Origin of the sequence: Kribbella sp. NBC_00359, assembly GCF_036097425.1 — a bacterium.
GTDB lineage: Bacteria > Actinomycetota > Actinomycetes > Propionibacteriales > Kribbellaceae > Kribbella.
On the sequence record NZ_CP107975.1, the window covers coordinates 4,516,337 to 4,535,161 of the forward strand.

Annotated in this window: 17 protein-coding genes and 2 pseudogenes; 13 read left to right on the top strand and 6 right to left on the bottom strand. The window is 68.9% G+C overall.

Annotation, left to right across the window (positions count from 1 at the left end; all coding sequences use genetic code 11):
• Positions 1-8: 8 nt before the first annotated feature.
• The 6 genes from OG876_RS22240 (at position 9) to OG876_RS22265 (ending at position 7,308) form a co-directional block, all read left to right on the top strand.
• The gene (locus OG876_RS22240; protein ID WP_328526828.1) at positions 9-854 is read left to right on the top strand and encodes a nucleoside hydrolase; all 846 of its coding nucleotides are present in this window, start codon (positions 9-11) and stop codon (positions 852-854) included.
• A 41-nt stretch (positions 855-895) separates the two neighbouring features.
• Positions 896-1,717, top strand: coding sequence for a phosphotransferase family protein (locus tag OG876_RS22245; RefSeq protein WP_328526829.1), 822 nt, complete (start codon positions 896-898; stop codon positions 1,715-1,717).
• Positions 1,714-2,607, top strand: a complete 894-nt coding sequence (locus tag OG876_RS22250) for an NAD-dependent dehydratase (RefSeq protein ID WP_328526830.1) — start codon at positions 1,714-1,716, stop codon at positions 2,605-2,607. Before OG876_RS22245 ends, OG876_RS22250 begins: the two co-directional genes overlap by 4 nt.
• Positions 2,608-2,700: 93 nt before the next feature.
• Positions 2,701-3,201 carry a DUF3800 domain-containing protein gene (locus OG876_RS22255; protein WP_328526831.1) on the top strand — a complete coding sequence of 167 codons (501 nt, stop codon included), beginning with the start codon at positions 2,701-2,703 and terminating at the stop codon, positions 3,199-3,201.
• A 311-nt stretch (positions 3,202-3,512) separates the two neighbouring features.
• Complete coding sequence (locus OG876_RS22260) at positions 3,513-6,623, top strand: GH92 family glycosyl hydrolase (RefSeq protein ID WP_328526945.1); 3,111 nt, start codon at positions 3,513-3,515, stop codon at positions 6,621-6,623.
• Between the two features lie 52 nt (positions 6,624-6,675).
• A complete protein-coding gene (locus tag OG876_RS22265; protein ID WP_328526832.1) occupies positions 6,676-7,308 on the top strand; it encodes a GNAT family N-acetyltransferase in 633 nt (210 codons plus the stop codon).
• Positions 7,309-8,173: 865 nt separating this feature from the next.
• Here the strand turns inward: OG876_RS22265 and OG876_RS22270 are convergent.
• The 3 genes from OG876_RS22270 to OG876_RS22280 form a co-directional block, all read right to left on the bottom strand.
• Positions 8,174-9,175: a LacI family DNA-binding transcriptional regulator gene (locus tag OG876_RS22270; RefSeq protein ID WP_328526833.1), complete on the bottom strand. Its 1,002-nt coding sequence runs from the start codon at positions 9,173-9,175 to the stop codon at positions 8,174-8,176.
• Positions 9,176-10,025: 850 nt separating this feature from the next.
• Positions 10,026-10,694, bottom strand: a complete 669-nt coding sequence (locus OG876_RS22275; RefSeq protein WP_328526834.1) for a maleylpyruvate isomerase family mycothiol-dependent enzyme — start codon at positions 10,692-10,694, stop codon at positions 10,026-10,028.
• The gene (locus tag OG876_RS22280) at positions 10,685-11,341 is read right to left on the bottom strand and encodes a pyridoxine/pyridoxamine 5'-phosphate oxidase (protein ID WP_328526835.1); all 657 of its coding nucleotides are present in this window, start codon (positions 11,339-11,341) and stop codon (positions 10,685-10,687) included. Before OG876_RS22280 ends, OG876_RS22275 begins: the two co-directional genes overlap by 10 nt.
• Before the next feature lie 63 nt (positions 11,342-11,404).
• Here OG876_RS22280 and OG876_RS22285 point away from each other — a divergent pair, with 63 nt between their 5' ends.
• The 7 genes from OG876_RS22285 to OG876_RS22310 all read left to right on the top strand — a co-directional run bounded on the left by OG876_RS22285 (position 11,405) and on the right by OG876_RS22310 (position 18,028).
• On the top strand, positions 11,405-12,067 hold the full coding sequence (locus tag OG876_RS22285) for an ABATE domain-containing protein (RefSeq protein WP_328526836.1): 663 nt from the start codon (positions 11,405-11,407) through the stop codon (positions 12,065-12,067).
• A 10-nt stretch (positions 12,068-12,077) separates the two neighbouring features.
• Positions 12,078-12,764, top strand: a complete 687-nt coding sequence (locus OG876_RS22290) for a VOC family protein (protein WP_328526837.1) — start codon at positions 12,078-12,080, stop codon at positions 12,762-12,764.
• On the top strand, positions 12,764-13,831 hold the full coding sequence (gene dapE / locus OG876_RS22295) for a succinyl-diaminopimelate desuccinylase (RefSeq protein WP_328526838.1): 1,068 nt from the start codon (positions 12,764-12,766) through the stop codon (positions 13,829-13,831). Before OG876_RS22290 ends, dapE begins: the two co-directional genes overlap by 1 nt.
• 37 nt (positions 13,832-13,868) lie before the next feature.
• Positions 13,869-14,738, top strand: coding sequence for a TIGR00730 family Rossman fold protein (locus tag OG876_RS22300; RefSeq protein ID WP_328526839.1), 870 nt, complete (start codon positions 13,869-13,871; stop codon positions 14,736-14,738).
• A 54-nt stretch (positions 14,739-14,792) separates the two neighbouring features.
• Complete coding sequence (locus tag OG876_RS22305) at positions 14,793-16,988, top strand: DivIVA domain-containing protein (RefSeq protein ID WP_328526946.1); 2,196 nt, start codon at positions 14,793-14,795, stop codon at positions 16,986-16,988.
• 90 nt (positions 16,989-17,078) lie between these two features.
• Complete coding sequence (locus OG876_RS44070) at positions 17,079-17,471, top strand: hypothetical protein (RefSeq protein WP_442914188.1); 393 nt, start codon at positions 17,079-17,081, stop codon at positions 17,469-17,471.
• The gene (locus OG876_RS22310) at positions 17,468-18,028 is read left to right on the top strand and encodes a DNA-3-methyladenine glycosylase I (protein ID WP_328526840.1); all 561 of its coding nucleotides are present in this window, start codon (positions 17,468-17,470) and stop codon (positions 18,026-18,028) included. The genes OG876_RS44070 and OG876_RS22310 overlap by 4 nt, the downstream gene beginning before the upstream one ends.
• Before the next feature lie 244 nt (positions 18,029-18,272).
• On the opposite strand, the gene OG876_RS22315 is transcribed toward OG876_RS22310, so the two are convergent.
• The 3 genes and pseudogenes from OG876_RS22315 to OG876_RS44080 all read right to left on the bottom strand — a co-directional run.
• Positions 18,273-18,503, bottom strand: a complete 231-nt coding sequence (locus OG876_RS22315; RefSeq protein ID WP_328518539.1) for a hypothetical protein — start codon at positions 18,501-18,503, stop codon at positions 18,273-18,275.
• Positions 18,504-18,518: 15 nt separating this feature from the next.
• Positions 18,519-18,581: pseudogene (locus tag OG876_RS44075) on the bottom strand (SBBP repeat-containing protein); the annotation flags it as partial.
• A gap of 92 nt (positions 18,582-18,673) precedes the next feature.
• Positions 18,674-18,820, bottom strand: a pseudogene (locus OG876_RS44080) (SBBP repeat-containing protein); the annotation flags it as partial.
• Between the last annotated feature and the right edge of the window lie 5 nt (positions 18,821-18,825).

Here is an 18,825-nt window from a genome sequence, read left to right on the forward strand (position 1 = left end):
GGATGCCGATGACGACCGCTCTGACCCTGGACACCGACATCGGCTCCGACGTCGACGACGTCCTGGCCCTGGCCACGATCTTCGGCTCACCCGAGCTCGACCTGGCCGCCGTGACCACGGTGTACGGCGATACGTTGCTCAGGGCAAGGATGGTCGCGCGGGTAACCGGCGTGGCCGGCCGGGAGCCGGGGGTCGTGGTAGCCGGACGCGCTGAGACCCGCTCAGGCCGGCCGGTCTGGTGGGCGGGCCACGAGGGCGCGCTGCTGCCGGACCTCGAGCGGGAGAAGGTCGACACCGAGGCCGACCCGATCGAGGTACTCGCGACCTCGCCGACGGTCGTCGCGGTCGGTCCGCTCACCAACGTGGCCGAAGCCGTGGAGCAACCCGGCCGGGTTGTCGAGCAGTTGTTTCTGATGGGCGGCGACTTCTCGCTGAGCAAGGTCGAGCACAACATCAAGTGCGATGTCGACGCGGCCGCGGTGGTGTTCGCCAGCGGGGTCCCGGCGACCGTGATCGGGCTCGATCAGACGACCCGGATCCGGCTCGGCGGCGCGGTGGTCGCGGAGATCGAGGCCGCCGGGCCGCTCGGTCAGTTGCTCGCCGCGGAGATGCGGCAGTTCTGGAAGTTCACCGCCGAGGACTCCAACGTGCCGCACGACCCGGCCGCCGTACTGATGCTGACGGACCCGGAGTTGTTCACGTCCGCGACCGGCCGGATCGAGGTCGATCCGACCGGGCTCACTCGCTTCACCCCCGGCGACGGGCCGCACCGGATCGTCGCCGATCTCGACACCGGCCGGGTCGGGCGGCGCATCGTGGACCGCATCCTCACGGCGTGCCGGGCGACCGGCTAATTCGGCGGCGCGCGTACGGGCGGTTGTGATCTACTCGTCGAATGCTTCCCGCTTGGCTCCCGAGCGTTCCAGTTCTCCGGGCGACCGAGGCGCCGTCGGTCGACGCGTTGAGCGGTGAGCTGTTGCGGCAGTGGGGATCGTCGGAGGTGTGGCGGCTGTCGTACGGGTTGCGCAGTGTGATCGTGAAGCGCGGGACGGACGCGCAGTCCGGTGAAGGTACGGCGTACGAGCGGTTCGTGATCCCGTTGGGCCTGCCGGCTCCAGAGTTGATCGCGTCGGCGGACGGCGTACTGGTGCTGGCGGACGTGGGACGGGTGACGCTCGAACAGGAGCCGTCGGCGGATGGGTTCCTGGCCGCGGCCGACGTGCTGGCCGCTATCCGGCGTACGCCGGTCGAGGGAACGAGTGGGTTTCCACCTGAGCACGTGAAGGAGCTGGCCGGCCGGATCTCCTTCGATGGCGGCCCGCTCACGGAGGCGCTGGCTGCGCTGCACCGCGATGCCGCGTTGCGCGTGGTCCATGGTGATTTCGTGCCGAAGAATCTGGTCACGGACGGCACGCGATGGACCGCGGTCGACTGGCCGCTCGCGTATCTCGCGCCGCACCTCAGCGACCTCTACACGCTGGTCCGAGATGCCGTTGCCCTCGGCCACGACCGCGAACCGATCGTGGCCCGGTACGTCGAGTCCGCCGCGGCGGATCCGTTCCTGGTCGATCGTCAGGTGACGGTCGGCGGGGCGTGCTTCTGCCTGCGGGCGCTGGACTTCGTGGTCACTGAAGGTGTCCGGACGATTCCCGGTTCCGAGGACTGGATCGGCCCGCTGCTGGCCGAGCTCGAAGGTCTCGTGGAGCAGCTCCCGTGAAACTCCTCGTCCTCGGCGGCACCAAGAACCTCGGCCGCCACGTCGTCGAAGCCGCCGTCGGTGACGATCACGAGGTGACGCTGTTCAACCGCGGCGTCACGAATCCCGAGTTGTTTCCTTCGGTACGCCGCTTGACGGGTGAGCGCGCGGATCCCGGCGTACTGGCTGCGGGGGAGTGGGACGGCGTCATCGACATGTCCGGCTTCCTGGTCCGCGACGTACGCCTGAGCGCTGAGGTGTTGCGGGACCGCGTCGGCCACTACACCTACATGTCGTCGATCGCTGTCTACGCCAGCAAGACCACGCCGGGCATGACCGAGTCCGCACCCCTCCTGCCGTGGCCGGCCGGTGCCCCGGAAGACCACTTCACCATGGATCTCTACGGTCCGTCCAAGGTCCGCTGCGAGTCGTTGCTATCAGCCACTTTCGGCGACCGCACCGCCGCCGTACGCTCCGGCTTCGTCGTCGGCCCCTACAACCCGGACTTCGGCAACTGGGGCTGGGCACTGGCGCACAACACCCCCATGGAATGCGCGGCCCGCCCCACCCAACCCATCCAGTACGTCGACGCCCGCGACCTGGCCGCCTTCCTTCTCCACCTCACCGTCAGCGGTCTCCCCGGCCCTTTCAACGCGGTCGGCCCCACCCGCACGATGGCGGACCTGGCCGCCTCCTGGCGCTCCGTCGTACCCGACCCACCGCCCATGAACTGGTCCCCCACCGTCGACCGCTTCCACCTCCCCCACGACGGCACCAACGACGGCACCTTCCAACTGGACAACACCCGCGCCCGCACCGCCGGCCTCCACCTACGCCCCGACACAGACTCCGCCCGCGACCACCTGCAATGGATCCAAGCCGGCAACACCCCACCACCCCCACCCCACTGAGTCCGGGGCAACCTGGGGCATGACGGGGCAGATATCCACAGGCGCAGGTTGATCGCGCCGCCAGGTGGCTGTCGGCTCGTAGGGTTTCCCTCCATGTACTTCGAACGGCCGCTGGTGCGTGCGTACGTCGACGAGACTGGCGACCGGGGATTGTCCGTCCGAGCGTCGAGGTACTTCGGCATGGTTGCGGTCGTCATCGCCGACGAGGACGATGCGGGCCTTCGGCGTGCTGTCGCTCACTGCCGGCAACGGCTGTCGGTCCCGACGAGCAAGCCTCTGCACTGGACCGAGCATGTGAAGAGGTTTCCCCGCCGGCAGTTCGTCGCGACTCAACTGGCTGCTGTGCCGGGCGTTGTGCTGAATCTCGTGCTGGTAGAGAAAGCTGCGGTCGGGCTACTCGACCCGGCGATCTCCGATCAGGTCGCGTTCTACAACTCGGTAGCAGGACTTGTGCTCGAGCAGGTGCTCCACACGGCGGCCGAGTGGCCGGGCGGGCGGCGGGATGTGGTGGTCACCTTCGGGCATGTCCGTGGCTTCCGGCACGAGGAGACACTCGCCTGGTTCGAGAAGTTGCGAGTGCGCGCTGCCTGCTGACGGTCCGGCATCAGATCCGGTGCTCGGACGATTGCCCGGGTGGATTCGAGGCCGTCGTGCTTCCTGGCACGCTGGAGGCTTACCCATGGTGGCCGTGGAACGGGTTGTGAACGGCAACGAGGCCTTCGATGGTCCGGAGCGCCGCACCTGATCAGGCGGGTCTGGCAGCAGACCTGGCGTTCTCTCCGCGGCCATCGAAGGCCTCGTGAGTACGAGCTTAGCAGTTGGCAAGCGGCCGTTAGGAGAACAACAGTCCAGGATGGAAACATGCCGCCGGCTCGGGCGCACTGGTACGTAACATTGCGCCCGTGATGATTGAGGTAGGTGGAGGTCCGGGTGGGCCGACCAGTCCGAAGGCCGGCTTCAGCAGCGTGGATGCGTCCCGGTACGCCGGGGTGAGCGGTGGGCGGCAGGAGGGTGGGGTGCCGGTTGCTGTTGGGGTGGTCCGGGCCGGTGATCGGTTGCGGTACATGGTCTATCCGGAGCTTGATGAGCAGCTGAGTTACGCGGCGACGTATGTCGTGGTGGATCTCGTCTTCGCGGACGGGAGCCGGCTGTCTGAGCTGGGGGTCGTGGATCAGTACGGGATGGCGTTTGACGCGGCTGGGCAGGGGGCCGCGAAGGTTTTGTACGCGAATCAGTGGAACGACGTGCAGGTGGACCTGACCGCGGCTGCCGGGAAGACCGTTGAGCGGGCGCTGGTGGTGGTCGAGGCGCCTGGCTCCGGGGTGGAGTTCCAGGGGTGGGTCGATGACGTCGAGGTTGGTCCGGCGCCCGAGGTGCCGGATGGGAGCGACCTGCTGGCATACGTCGACACGCGGCGCGGGACCAACGCGAGTCACGGCTTCTCACGCGGGAACACGCTGCCGATCACAGCCTGGCCGAACGGGTTCAACTTCCTGACGCCGGTGACGGACGCCTCGACGCATCGATGGCCGTACGAGTATCACCGGGCCAACAACGCGGACAACCGCCCGGAGCTTCAAGGGCTGGCGTTCTCGCATCAGCCGAGTCCGTGGATGGGCGACCGCGACCAGTTGACGATCATGCCGGTCGCCGCCGCGGAGCCGCTCGGGGATCCGGCCGAACGCGCCGCCGCGTTCAGCCACGACGACGAGATCGCCCGGCCGGATGTCTACTCGGTCGACCTGATCACCGGCGTCCGGGCCGAGCTCGCACCGACCGACCACGGCGCGATCTTCCGGTTCACCTTCCCGGCCGACGCACCCGGCCGGCACCTGGTGTTCGACACCATCGACGAGAACGGCGCCTTCGCGTACGACGGGACCGCGCTGACCGGCTGGGTCGAGAACGGTTCGGAGTTCGGCCGGACCCGGATGTACTGCTACGGCGTCTTCTCCACGGCCCCGACCGACTTCGGACCGACCACCGGCGGCCGGGACAACGCCCGGGCGGCGACGTTCGACGTACCGGAGGTGACGCTGCGGATCGCGACCTCATTCATCGGCGTCGACCAGGCCCGGCACACCCTGGAGCTCGAGCTCGACGGCCGCAGCTTCGACGACGTCCGGCAGGCCGCGAACCAGGTCTGGAACGAACGCCTCCAGGTGATCCGGCCCGAGGGCGCGACCCAGCCGCAACTGCGCACGGTCTACGGCAACCTCTATCGCCTCAACCTCTACCCCAACTCGCACTTCGAGAACGCCGGCACCCACGACCGGCCCGAGCACCGCTACGCGAGCCCGGTCCAACCGACCGAAGGTACGGCGACCGATCGCGAGACCAATGCGGTCGTCAAGCCGGGCAAGATGTACGTCAACAGCGGCTTCTGGGACACGTATCGCACCGCGTGGCCGGCGTACGCGTTCCTCTATCCGGAGCTGACCGCCGAGCTGGTGGACGGCTTCGTCCAGCAGTACCGCGACGGCGGCTGGATCGCCCGCTGGTCCTCGCCGGGCTACGCGGACTGCATGACCGGGACGAGCTCGGACGTGTCGTTCGCGGATGCCTATCTCAAGGGCGTCGCGCTGCCGGACCCGTTGGCGACGTACGACGCCGGCCTGCGCAACGCGACCGTCGCACCGACCGAGACCGAGGTCGGCCGGAAGGGTTTCGCGAGGGGGTTGTTCGCGGGCTATGTGAGCACGGACACCGAGGAGAGCGTGTCGTGGTCGCTGGAGGCATACCTCAACGACTTCGGGCTCGCGGCGATGGCCGAGCGGCTGTCTCTCGATCCGACGGTTCCCGAGGAGCGACGGGCTCGGTTGCGTGAGGAAGCGGCGTACCTGCGGCGTCGGTCACTGAACTACGTGCTGCTGTTCGACCCGGACATCAACTTCTTCCAGGGGCGGCGGCCGGACGGGCGGTTCGCGAAGGCGCCGGCCGCGTTCGACCCGTGCGAGTGGGGCGGCGACTTCACCGAGACCGACGGATGGAACTTCGCCTTCCACGTCGCCCACGACGGCCGCGGTCTCGCCAATCTGTACGGCGGTCCTCGCGGTCTGGAGGCGAAGCTCGACGAGTTCTTCGCGACGCCGGAGCTGGCGACGAAGAAGGGCACCTACTCGATCGTCATCCACGAGATGCTCGAGGCCCAGGCTGTCCGGATGGGCCAGTTCGGCTTCAGCAACCAGCCGGCCCACCACATCGCCTGGATGTACAACCACGCCGGCGCCCCCCACAAGACCCAGGCCATCGTCCGCGAGGTCCTGCAGCGTCTGTACGTCGGCGAGCAGATCGGCCAGGGCTACCCCGGCGACGAGGACAACGGCGAGATGTCCGCGTGGTACCTCTTCGGCGCCCTCGGCCTCTATCCGCTCCGCGTCGGCGCACCGGAGTACGCCATCGGCTCACCCCTCTTCTCCCGCGTCGTGGTCACGCCGCTCGGCGCCGACCCGATCGTCATCACAGCGACCAACCCCGAGCACCCCTACGTCCAGGAACTCCACGTCGACAGCAAACCATTGCCCACAGCATCGATCACCGACGCCGAACTGCGCGGAGCTCGCCAGATCGACTTCGTCCTCGGGCCGAACCCTTCCGACTGGGGCACCCTGGGCACCCCACCCGCCGTCACGACGGACGACGCGATCCCGACGCCCTTGATCGACCTGATCCCACGCCGGTCCGATCCGCTCTTCGACGACGACTCCGCAACCGAAACCCATTTCGACACGCGCACCCCGACCATCACCTGGTCTCTGCCCGAGCCCGCCACCGCCGCCTTCTACACCCTCACCTCCGGCCAGTCCGAAGGCGACCCCACAGCCTGGCGCCTCGAAGCCTCCACGGACGGCACGGCGTGGTCGGTCCTCGACGAGCGCACCGACCAGTCGTTCGTATGGCGGCGCCAAACCCGCCCGTTCACGATCGCTGCACCAGATTCGTACGTGCACTACCGCTTGGTGATCACGGCGTCTACCTCCGTCGTCAGCCTCAGCGAGATCGAGCTACTCACCTGACCATCCGCCACCGGGAGACCAAGGCGCAGATTGCCCGCACTAGCATCACGGCATGCCTCTGCTCGTTGATCCGGCTTTGCCACAAGGAACACTGCGGGACGCTGCACAGCCGCGGTTGACGACCAACGACGGACTGGTACTGCGACCCTGGCGGGGGAGCGATGCCGCCACCGTGCGGACCGCGTTCGCCTGTTCCGACATCCAGCGTTGGCACGTCCGGCGATTCGACACCCTCGAGGAGGCGGGTGAGTGGGTCGGGCAGTGGGCAGATGGCTGGGACAACGAGACGGCGGCGAGCTGGGCGGCCGTCGATGGCGACGACCAGCCGCTCGGCCAGGTCGGACTGCGCAACATCTCTCTGGCCGAGGGGTCGGCCAGCCTGTCCTACTGGGTGACCCCGGCGGCCCGGGGCCGAGCCATCGCCGCGAGATCAGTGGAAGCCTTGTCTGCCTGGGCTTTCGGGCAGATCGGCTTCAACCGGCTGAACATCCACCACTCCACCGCCAACACCGCGTCCTGCCGGGTCGCCGAGCGCACCGGATACAGGCTCGAGGGCACCCTGCGGCAGGCGATCAAGCACGCCGACGGCTGGCACGACTGGCACCTCCACGGCCGCCTCCGCACCGACAGCCGCGCAGTCGGAGACCTTCGCGCTGAGAGGTTCGCTTCGCATCCGCCGAAGTGAGCGAGGCGGTGTTCGGCTGGCCGGATCCCGGAGGACGGGACACCTGCTGCTGGGCTGAGACAAGCAATTACGTGTCGTTTACGTGGGTAGGCGGTCCTTACGGTGTCGAGGCCGGTCTGCGCGGATCGTTGCTGGTGTGGGCCTGAGGCAGGCGCTGTCGTCGCCCGGCCCGGATCGGAGCTGTGAACGACTGCCAGGATCGACTTTGTGCACCAGATCCGTACGCCGAGGCCGTCGCCGTGCGGATCTGGTGCACAAAGTGACCGATCCCGACCATGCGTGGCACCCGGCAGTCGGCTGTCGTGCCGCCGGGCTGCCGGGCGGCTGGGGTGGAATCGGGCCGGGGGCGCACCCACAGGAACGGCAGGGCAGCCGAAGTCAGGAACGGCAGGACAGCCGAAATAGCGTCTGCCAACCCACGTGTTCCTGTCCCAGGCCCCGCCACTTTGCCCGGTCCGTCCCCATCACCGGCACCCCTCAGTTCACTCGGATAAGGCACCTGGGACAGGTCGCCGACCGCGTCGGTTACCAACCTCAGGACGGAGTACAGTCAGCGGTCACTTGGCGCCGACCGCCTTGTTGCGTAACACCGCTCGCGCGGCCGGAGACGGCCGAAAAGACAGCCGCCGCGGCGCGGTGTGCCTTCTTCTCCACGCATCACCTGGCGCGAGCCGCCTTGCTCGGCAATGCCGCCCTGCGCCCAGCCCGACGGGCGCAAAACCGCCGCCGCGAAGCGGTGACCTTGTTCCGTCCGCCCGACTCGTCACCTGGCGCAACCGCGCTTGTGGGACACCGGTCTGCGCCTCCGCCGGAGGCGGTCAACAAGACGGCCGCCGCGAAGCGGGGTCCTTTCGGCTTGTGCCGCTTACTTCTTGCGTGGGGCTGAGGTGGCTCGGATGTGGAGTTCGGTGCGGAGGGTGATAGTTGACGTCGGGCGGCCGGGGGAGGCGGTCCGGTCCTTCAGCAGCAGGCCGGCGGTGCGGCCCAGTTCGTACGTCGGCTGTGCCACCGTCGTGAGGCTGGGTACGACGAGGTCCGCCCACGGGATGTCGTCGAAGCCGACGACGGCGATGTCGTCGGGGGCGCGGAGGCCCTTCTTTGCCAGGCACTCCAACGCGCCGACCGTCATCAGGTTGTTGGTGACGAACAGCGCTTCCGGCGGTTCAGGCAACTCCAGCAGGCTTTCCATCGCGGCGTACCCGCCGGCCTCGCGGAAGTCGGCGTACCGCACCAGGTCCTTGTCGTAGCGGATGCCGCCGCCCCGGAGCGCCGACCGGTATCCGGCGAGCCGGTCCATCGCGGTGCTGACCTTGCGCGGACCCGTGATGCAGGCGATCCGCTGGTAGCCGCCGTCGATCAAGTGCTTGACGCCCTCGCGCGCGCCGTGTTCGTTGTCGACCAGCACCGTGTCCGCGTCGATGCCGTCGACGCGACGGTCGATCAGGACGAGCGGGATCTTCGCGTCCGCGAGCAGTTGCACGCCTTCCGCCGTACTGGTCGGGGAGATCACCACACCGGCCATCTGGTCGGTCAGCACGGCCGACGCGTACGCCGCTTCTTTCGCCGGGTTCTCGTCGGAGTTGCACAGGACCACGTGGTAGCCCTCGGTCTGGGCGACGTCCTCCAGGCCACGGACGAGCGAGGTGAAGAACGGGTTCTCGATGTCGGAGATGACCACGGCCCACAGGTTCGTGCTGGACTTGCGCAGGTTGCGGGCCACGCCGTTCGGACGGTAGCCGAGCTCGGCGACCACGGCGCGGACCTTCTCGGACAGCTCAGGATCCACGTTGCGCCGACCGCTCAGCACCCGCGAGACGGTCGCCGGAGACACACCGGATCTACGCGCGACGTCGTAGATCGTCGTCATACCCGCTCCCCGCTGGAGGCCCGATGGTGCTCTGGATCGCACTCTAGCCCCGATCCAGAGCAGAGCGTCCGCAAAGTGGCGTAGCTCGACGCTGGACTTCGCGGACGTCGCGGTCGGTGAGATCAACGGGGTGCCCGGGAACTTGTCCGGGGCAACGATCTCGAAGTCGACCAGGCCGGGTCGATCTGGTCAGGTGCCGGCTACAACCGCGGGTCGACCGGCCTGGTGTGTCGGGACACGGTCTACCTCGCTGTCCAGGACAGTCCCCGCAGGTGTCCACGAGTTAGCCGACTACGCAGGCTTCAACGCCGCTGGAGTAGACACCTGGATCCAACCCCGACGACTTCACCGTCAGCTCAACACATGCCGCGCCGGACACCTCCAGCGACGTCCAGCGCACCCCGGCCCGCTCACCACAGCCGGATCGTTCACCTTAGCCGGGCCATTCACCGCAGCCGGATCGTTCACCGTAGCTGGGCCGCTCACCGCAGCCCGGTCGCTCACCCGGCCCGACCCGCTCACCACAGCCGGGCCGTTCACCGTAGCTGGGCCGTTCACCGCAGCCCGGTCGCTCACCGCGGAGCGGCCGCTCACCGCAGTCGGGCCGCTCACCCGGCCCGACCCGCTCACCACAGCCGGGCCGTTCACCGTAGCTGGGCCGTTCACCGCAGCCCGGTCGCTCACCGCGGAGCGGCCGCTCACCGCAGTCGGGCCGCTCACCCGGCCCGGCCGTTCATCGCGGAGCGGCCGCTCACCGCAGCCCGGTCGCTCACCCTGCCCGTTGACCGCGGTGCGGGTCGCCTGTCGGATTCAGCCGGCTGGCTTGCGGGTGGTGCGAGGTGGTGGGGGTTCAGGGCCAGGGGAGTAGGGCGGGGGTGGGGCCGGTGATTGGGGCGAGGGGTGTGCGGCCGGCGTACCAGGCGGTTAGGTCGGTGAGGGGGCCGGTGAGGACGTGGGTTTCGCCGGTGCCGGTTTCCCAGGTGGGGGCGTCGTCGGGGTGGAGGACGAGGTGGATTGCTTTGGGGGTGCGGGGGCGGAGGAAGTCGAGTAGGTGGAGGCAGAAGGCGGGGGGCCAGCTCGTCGGGGTGATGCCCAGGTCCAGGTCGACGGTGTGGATGGCTAGTTCGCGCCAGGTGGCGTTGAGGCCGGCGGAGAGGTTGCTGTTGCGGTGCTGGATGGGACGGGTCCAGTCGTCGGGGCCGACCTTGTCCCAGGCGGTGACGAGGGCAGTGGTTGCGCGCTCCAGGTGGGTGGTCAGCTCGACGGCAGGGCGGTGGGCGCCGGCTTCGATACCGGCGTCGCGGGCCGGGCGGCCGCCGTCGTACATCTCGACAACGCGACCTTGCAAAGCCTCTTCGACCTGGCGGGTCATGGCCTCGGAGAAGTTGGCGATGTGGGTGATCACGTGACCGCGGGACCAGCCGGGGAGGCCGGACGCGGCACGGGCGGTGGCGTCGTCCAGGCCTGCGAGCAGAGTGTTCAGCCGGGTGACGGCGGCTTTGACGTCGGTCAGGGCCACAAGCGCTCCTTGATCCAGTGGTTCGGCTCATCCAGGCGGTAGCGGAGGCGGAGGTGCCGGCGGTCCGGGTCCGCCTGCCAGAACTCCATTTCGTCGGCCCGCAGCGTGTATAGCGTCCAGTTCGGCGCTACCAGGCCGGGGTCAGCGGTCAACCGCTCGGTCTGCTCGGCGAACGCCGTCGCGAGATCGGAGGGATCGTCCAGTACGCCGCTCTGCCGCGCAGCCAACGCCTCGGCGCGAGCCGGCATCGGGCGAGCGAGGAAGTCGCGTGCGGAGTCCACCGGGTCGGCGGGCGTGACACTGCCCATCACGCGCACCTGGCGCCCCAGCGGGATCCAGTAGAACGTCAGCGCGGCGTACGGGCAGGCGGCGAGCTCTTCACCCTTGCGACTCGTCGCCGACGACGCGAACTGCAGTCCGTCCGCCGTGACGTCCTTCAGGATCAACACCCGGCCGTTGGGCCGCCCGTCCGCACTCACCGTCGACAGGGTCACGGCGCACGGCTCCGGGATCTGCCGATCGACCGCGGTCAGCAGCCAGTCGACAAACAGTTCGTACGGCGCGTCCGGCGCGCGCATGGGGTCGAACGGGGGCGGAGTACCAGTCAGCGTGGGGACTGCACGCAGCCTGGTCCGGAGGTCGGTCACGAATCGAGACCCTAGGCCACCAGCTCATATGGCAGCAAGCAGATATCCCATTAGACTGCCCGCATGAGCACGTTGGCTTTCGCTCTCGCGGCGACGATCAGGCACGACGGTCAGGGTGGCGTCGCCGACCTGCTGGCGACTCCCGCCGAGACCAATTCCTGGCTTGACCAGCACCACGAACTGGTCACCGAGGTCCTCGGCCGTCCCCTCGACGCCGTGGACGACGAGGGCTCGGGTGACGCGGGCGTGGACCACGAGAGCGCGGACGGTGGGGGCGCAGAGGCGCCGGATGCGCAGGCCGTCGTGCGGGACGAGCTGGTGCGCGTTCGGCGTGCCGTGCGGGCGCTTTTCGCCCGAGCAGTCGCGCCAGAACCGCCCAGCAAGGCGGACGCGGATCGGTTGATGGACGCCGACGCCGCGCTGCGGATGGTGAACCGCGCCGCCGACCGGCTCGGCACGATGCAGCTGGACTGGCCCGACGACGGGCCGCCCATCACGCGCTGGGCCGGCCGAACCGAAGATCCGGTCGCGCTGCTCGTCGCTGCGGTCGGGCGGTCCACGATCGACTTCCTGTCCGGACCGGATCGGGTGCGGCTCCGCGCGTGTCCGGCGGCGCGGTGCGTCAAGTACTTCCTGCAGGACGATCCGCGCCAGCTGTGGTGCTCGCCCTCCTGCGGTAACCGTGAGCGTGTGAACCGCCACTACCGCAAGCGTCACGGGCTATAGCCTTTGCGTTATGACCATCGCGCGTTTCAAGGACTTGTGTATGGATGTGCTGTGTCCAAGTCCGATGACGGCGTTCTGGGGGCGGGTGATCGGGCTGACCTCGCCGGCCGACAACCCGAACGTGCTGGTCGGCGACACGCCCGGGAAGACGATCTGGATCAACAAAGTCGACGAACCGCGGACGGTGAAGCAGCGGGTGCACCTGGACGTCCACACCGGCGCGATCGCGGACCTCGAGCGGGAAGGGGCGACGGTCCGGTCACCGATTTCCGCGGACCGGCCCTGGGCGGTGATGGAGGACCCGGAGGGCGGTGAGTTCTGCGGACTCGTCCGCGACACAGTCCCGGCGTACCGGCTGATGGAGCTGGTTGTGGACTCGGCCGACCCTGAGGCGCAGGCGCGATGGTGGCAGGGCGTCGTCGGCGGGGAGCTCGGCAAGGCTCCGGACAACGCCTGGTACTGGCTGGAGAACGTGCCGGGTCTCCCGTTCCCGTACTGGGTCTTCTTGCCCGTGCCGGAGCCCAAGACCGTCAAGAACCGGATCCACTGGGACGTCACCGCGCCCGCCCTGCAGCCGGTGCTCGACGCGGGTGCGACACTACTGCGGCCCAAGGACCAGGGAATCGGCTGGCACGTCTGCGCCGACCCCGAGGGCAACGAGTTCTGTATTTTCCTACCACCGGCAGAGGACGCCTGATGAGCAAGCTCGACCTGACCCTGTCCGGCGCCGATCTGACCGAGGCGCTGGTGAACATCTCCTCGGTCAGCGGGACCGAGGAGAAGCTCGCGGACAAGGTCGAGGCCGCGCTGTCGACGTACGCGCATCTGAAGGTGTTCCGGCACGGCAACACGGTTGTGGCGCGCACCGACCTCGGCCTGGACGAGCGGATCGTTCTCGCAGGCCACCTCGACACCGTTCCGCTGAACGACAACCTCCCGGCCCGCCGCGCCGACGGCCTGATCCACGGGCTCGGTGCCTGCGACATGAAGGGCGGTGTCGCGGTCGCGCTCCGGCTTGCGGCCACGCTGGACGAGCCGAACCGGGATGTCACCTACGTCTTCTACGACTGTGAAGAGGTCGAGGCCGAGCGGAACGGCCTGTTCAAGCTCACCCGCTCCAATCCGGAGCTGCTCGAGGGTGTGTTCGCGGTCGTGATGGAGCCGTCGAACGCGGTGGTCGAGGCCGGCTGCCAGGGCACCATGCGGATCGAGGTCACCGCCCGCGGTGAGCGCGCGCACTCGGCCCGGTCCTGGATGGGTCGCAACGCCATCCACGCGGCGGGCGAGATCCTGGCGCGGCTGACGGCGTACGAGCCGCGGCGGGTGCCGATCGACGGGCTCGAGTACCGCGAGGGGCTGAACGCGGTCGGGATCAGCGGCGGCGTCGCGGGGAACGTCGTACCGGATCTGTGCACGGTGACGATCAACTACCGGTTCGCGCCGAACCGGTCGGAGGCGGAGGCCGAGGCGCATCTGCGCGAGGTGTTTGAGGGGTACGACGTCGTCGTCATCGACTCCGCGCCGGGTGGGCTGCCGGGGCTGGAGCGGCCGGCCGCGGCCGCGTTCCTGCAGGTGGTCGGGGGTGAGCCGAAGCCGAAGTTCGGGTGGACCGACGTGGCCCGGTTCACGCTCCTCGGCGTACCGGCGGTGAACTACGGGCCGGGGGACCCGCTCTACGCGCACAAGCAGGACGAGTTCGTGCCGGAGGCGGAGATCGCGCTGTGTGAACAGCGCTTGAGGACTTGGTTGACGGATCGCGCCTAGACCGGTCCAGACTCCGGCTACGTCATAACCTGGAGTCATGGCAGAACCCTCGATCCACCCCGACCGTCCGATCGGCCAGCAGCAGCGCGGGCCGGTCGTGATGCGGCGCAAGCAGGTGCAGCAGTCCACGTCCGAGCAGCGGCTGCTGGACAGCCGCGGGCCGTCGGACTGGGTGCACACCGACCCGTGGCGGGTGCTGCGGATCCAGTCGGAGTTCATCGAGGGATTCGGCATGCTGGCCGAGCTAGGTCCCGCGATCAGCGTGTTCGGCTCCGCCCGGACCAAGCCCGACGACCCGATGTACGCCGCTGCGGAGGAGTGCGGCCGCAAGCTGGTCGAGGCCGGGTACGCGGTGATCACCGGCGGTGGGCCGGGCGTGATGGAGGCGGCGAACAAGGGTGCCTCCGAGGCCGGCGGCGTGTCGGTCGGGCTGGGCATCGAGCTGCCCTTCGAGAACGGCCTGAACGAGTGGGTCGACATCGGGATGAACTTCCGGTACTTCTTCACCCGCAAGACGATGTTCGTGAAGTACGCGCAGGGGTTCGTGGTGATGCCCGGCGGGTTCGGCACGCTCGACGAGCTGTTCGAGGCGCTCACGTTGGCTCAGACGCGGAAGGTCACGTCGTTCCCGGTCGTGCTGTTCGGTACGTCGTACTGGGGTGGGCTGGCGTCCTGGCTGCGGGACACGATGCTCGCGGACGGGAAGATCTCGTCGGCCGATCTGGAGATGTTCACCATCACCGACGACGTCGACGAGGCGATCAGCTACATCGTCAAGGCCGGTGAGGTCGCCGACGCGGCGGCGGAGGAGGCTGCTGCGGCGGCTGCCCGCGAGGTGGCCGAGGCGGACAGCCCGGAGGCGCGAGCGCGGCGCGAGGCGCACCGGCTCGGGTCCGACGGGAGCTGAATCCCCGGGCATCTGTGCGGTTGACTGGTGCGGCATGGCACGATCGGTCCCGTGATGTGGTTCTTCGGGCTGATCGTGGTGCTGTTGATCGGGGCTGTCGCAGTGGTGGCCTCGGGTCGTTGGGGTGCCATGAGTACGGCGTACGACGACCGGCCCGACATGACCGTCCCGGCCCGGCAGGCGCTCACCTCCACCGACATCGAGTCGGCGCGGTTCGGCATCGGGCTGCGCGGCTACCGGATGGACGAGGTGGACACCCTCCTCGAACGCGTCGCCAAGGAGGTCGCCGAACGGGACCGCCGGATCGCCGACCTCGAACGCGCGGTCGCCCCGATCGTGGAGGCACCGGACGGCGCCGGTTTCACGTCCCGCGGCACCTACGACCCGGCCGAATTCGACGACACCGGCGCACAACCGCCCATCCTCGTAGGCGGCAACTTCCCCGAATCCACCACCTCCTCCCCGGCCCCCACCGCCCCAACCACCACCGAACAGCCCGCCGCAGACCAGCCCACCCCCTCCCAGTCGCCCACCGCCGACCAGCCCACCACGGCCCAGCCGCCGACCGCCGAGCAGCCCACCACGGGCCAGCCGTCCACCGCCGAGCAGACCGCCGCGGGGCAGCAGTCCGCCGAGGGACAGCCAGCCGCTGGGGAAGCCACCGGCAGGCCGTCAACCGCCGGGCAGCCCACACTCGGCCACCCGACCGCTAACCCGCTCACCGCGGAGCAATCCGCGGTTGGCCAGTCCGCCCTCGGGCAGCCAACCACCGCGCCGGCCCAGCCCTCCGCCGAGGCCTCGGTCGAGGACGACGACGAGGACACTCGAGAGGTCCCACGGACCAGCCACGCCGAAGCGGCCGACGAATACGAGCGCCTGCAAGCCGAAGCCCGCGCCGTCCTCGAAGCCCAGTCCCACCCCAGCACCCCCCGCCGCACCCCCGCCGACCCGCCACTCCCGGGGCCCCAACAGCCCGAGGCTCGCTCGCAGCACCCGGAGACCAACACCCCCCAGCAGCCGGAGGCGTACGCGCCACAGCAACCCAAGGCCTACGTGAGTCAGCAGCCTGAGGCGTACACCCCGCAGGAGCCTGAGGCTCGTGCGCAGCAGTCGGGGGTCTACGCGCAACAGCCCGAGGCTCGTGGGCAGCAGGCCGAGGTCCGCGCGTCCCAGCAGCCGGAGGTCAACGCACTGCAGCAGCCGGGGGAGTATCAGCAGCAGCCCGAGGCGTACATCCCGCAGGCGCCTGAGGCGTACATCCCGCAGGAGCCTGAGGCTCGTGCGCAGCAGCAGCCGGGGATCTACGCGCAACAGCCCGAGGCTCGTGGGCAGCAGACCGAGGTCCGCGCCTCCCAGCAGCCGGAGGCGTACGCGTCGCAGCAGCCGGAGACGTACACACCACGGCAGCCGCAGGGACCCACTTCGGTGGCGGATCCGGCGGAATCTGCGGCGTGGTTCCGTGGGGATGAGCCGCAGGCGGTGCAGGAGCAGGTAGCTCCTCCTGCTGACGCTCAGCAGCCGGGGCCCTTTGTGCCACCGGTTGGGCAGCCTGCGCCGACCCCGCACTGGGTGCTGCCCGCGCCGGCTCCGCAGTGGCAGCAGCCGTCCGCTCCGGACGCACAGCCGCCTGCGCAGCAGCCAGCCCAGCCCAGCTACCAGCAGGAGCAGTCAGCGGAGCAGCAACCGCAGGCTGCGCAGCCCGTGTACCAGCAGGAGCAGCCACCGACGCAGCAGCAGGCAGCACAGCCTGGCCACCACCAGCAGTCGGCGCAGGAGGAGCAGCCCCGGTATCACCAGGGACAACCGACGGCGCCGGAGCAGCAGCAGTCGGCTCGTGACGCACAGCCGCCTGCGCGGCAGGCAACCCAGCCCAATTACCAGCAGGAACAGCCGGCTGCCCAGCGGCAGGCCGCCGCCCAGCCCAGCTATCAGCAGCAGGCAACCCAGCCCAGTTACCAGCAGGAACAGCTAGCTGCCGAGCAGCAGGCGGGCCAGCCCAGCTATCAGCAGCAGGCAGCTCAGTCTGGCTACCAGCAGCAGGTGGCGGCGGAGCAGGAGCAGGTCGGTTATCAGCAGCAGGCGGGGCAGGAGCCGGGAGGGTGGCAGTTTTGGCCGCCGGCGGGGGAGCAGGGTGGGGCGGTGTGGCCTCAGGTGGCGGGGAATGGGCAGGCGGGGGACCAGGGGGATGAGGGTTCGCAGGGGCGGCACGGTGGGGCTTCTGATGAAGGTGCTTATCAGCGGCCCAACTGATCTACTCGGGTGATGGGATCCGAGGCGAGCTGTCACGCGGAAGCGTCGATCGAGCTGCGGCTGGAGCCGCAGGCTGCGTGGGACGTGGTGATGGATTGGGAGCGTCAGTCGCGGTGGATGTTGTTGACGCGCGTCTGGGCGACTGAGCAGGGCGGCGCCGGTGTGGGCGGTGGTGTCGCGGCGCGGACTTCTGTCGGTGCCGTCGGGTTCACTGACGACATGGTCATCACACACTGGGATCCACCGCGCGAGTGCACCGTGAAACACCTGGGCAAACTAGTCCGCGGCACAGGCACCTTCACAATCACCCCGCGGGCGAGGGCTGGGTTTGGTGGGGGCGGGGGGTGCACGTTTACGTGGGGTGAGGATGTTGTGCCGCCGTTGGGGCGGGTTGGGGTGCTTGGGTGGCGGGTGGTTCGGCCGGCCTTTGAGGTGATGATGCGGGTCTCGTTGCGGCGGTTGGTGCGGGAGGTAGAAGGATGACGGTGATCGGGCCGGATGGGCAGCCGCGGTGTGGGTGGGCGATGTCGGCGCCGGAGTACGTCGAGTATCACGACAATGAGTGGGGTAAGGAGATCCGCGACGACCTCGCGTTGTTCGAGCGGATGACGCTGGAGGGGTTCCAGTCCGGCCTCTCGTGGATCACCATCCTGCGCAAGCGGGAGAACTTCCGCGCCGCCTTCGCGCACTTCGACCCGGCGATCATCGCCAAGTACGGCGCCGCCGACTTCGACCGGCTGATGGCGGACGCTGGCATAGTCCGCAACCGGCTGAAGATCAACGCGACGATCACCAACGCCCGCGCGTTGCTCGAGCTCGACGACGGCGAGTTCAGCGACTTCCTCTGGTCGTTCCGGCCGGCCGAGCACAAGGCCCCGAAGACCCTCGGCGACGTGCCTGCCACCACGCCCGAATCCGTTGCCATGTCCAAGGCCCTCAAGAAGAAGGGTTTCGTCTTCGTGGGCCCGACCACCGCCTACGCGCTGATGCAGGCGACGGGCATCGTCAACGACCACCTCTCGACCTGCATCGCGCGCTGATTCGTGGTCGATAGCACGTGCAGACGGGTGCTCTTCGAGCGCCGCGAGCGCCTGCACGTGCAGGTGATTTGTGCATCTGCAAGCACCGCTGAGGAATGCCAAAAATGCCCAAACACAAACGGCTGAACGAGTTGTGCTTTGGGCACTGAACGTGATGAAGTGTTCGGCGGGCACCCCCGACTGTCAGGTGGTTGTCCGGCCGTGACTCGCCCGGCCGGAACGCGGTCGGGGGGCCCACCAACGTTTACGGGGACTCGTTCTGACCCGCCGGCGTGAAGGTGGTGTGGAAGACGTCGGTGTTGGTCAGACCGGACAGGTGGACGCGGGTTGGCGTCGCGGTCAGATACACGTTTGCTTCAGCGAACGGATCGGCCGCGTCGTCGTCGGCCGTGCCGAACTGACGTGTCCAGATCCGGGTGTGGTCGGGAGAGTACGTCGTGAGTACGGCGTCGAACTTACCGAGCGGAGTTCCCAACGCTCCGTCCGTGAAGCCGGCAACGTAAAGGTTGCCTGACGGGTCGACCGCAACCGCGACGCCCGTATCGTTCCCCGTCGTACCGAACTGGTCCCGTCACGTGAGTACGCGTCCCCGTCGACGCGCGCGACGAGGAAGTCCTTGTCGCCGGCCAACGTGCCGGAGAAGTCGCCGGCGGTATAGCCGGTCAGGTAGACGCCGCCGGAAGGATCAGCGGTCAGCCCCCGAGCCTCGCCGGAAGCAGGTGCCGAACTGCTGCATCCACAGGCGTTCACCGGATGACGAGTAGCGCGTGACGAGGGCGTCGACCCCACCATCGCCG

Coding starts and splice junctions, on each gene's coding strand:
- OG876_RS22270 (WP_328526833.1), bottom strand. CDS start 9,175: ATGACGACGATCTACGACGTCGCGCGTAGATCCGGTGTGTCTCCGGCG.
- OG876_RS22285 (WP_328526836.1), top strand. CDS start 11,405: ATGAGCACGTTGGCTTTCGCTCTCGCGGCGACGATCAGGCACGACGGT.
- OG876_RS22290 (WP_328526837.1), top strand. CDS start 12,078: ATGACCATCGCGCGTTTCAAGGACTTGTGTATGGATGTGCTGTGTCCA.
- OG876_RS22240 (WP_328526828.1), top strand. CDS start 9: ATGACGACCGCTCTGACCCTGGACACCGACATCGGCTCCGACGTCGAC.
- OG876_RS22265 (WP_328526832.1), top strand. CDS start 6,676: ATGCCTCTGCTCGTTGATCCGGCTTTGCCACAAGGAACACTGCGGGAC.
- OG876_RS22245 (WP_328526829.1), top strand. CDS start 896: ATGCTTCCCGCTTGGCTCCCGAGCGTTCCAGTTCTCCGGGCGACCGAG.
- OG876_RS44070 (WP_442914188.1), top strand. CDS start 17,079: ATGGATTGGGAGCGTCAGTCGCGGTGGATGTTGTTGACGCGCGTCTGG.
- OG876_RS22255 (WP_328526831.1), top strand. CDS start 2,701: ATGTACTTCGAACGGCCGCTGGTGCGTGCGTACGTCGACGAGACTGGC.
- OG876_RS22260 (WP_328526945.1), top strand. CDS start 3,513: ATGATTGAGGTAGGTGGAGGTCCGGGTGGGCCGACCAGTCCGAAGGCC.
- OG876_RS22305 (WP_328526946.1), top strand. CDS start 14,793: ATGTGGTTCTTCGGGCTGATCGTGGTGCTGTTGATCGGGGCTGTCGCA.
- OG876_RS22300 (WP_328526839.1), top strand. CDS start 13,869: ATGGCAGAACCCTCGATCCACCCCGACCGTCCGATCGGCCAGCAGCAG.
- dapE (WP_328526838.1), top strand. CDS start 12,764: ATGAGCAAGCTCGACCTGACCCTGTCCGGCGCCGATCTGACCGAGGCG.
- OG876_RS22310 (WP_328526840.1), top strand. CDS start 17,468: ATGACGGTGATCGGGCCGGATGGGCAGCCGCGGTGTGGGTGGGCGATG.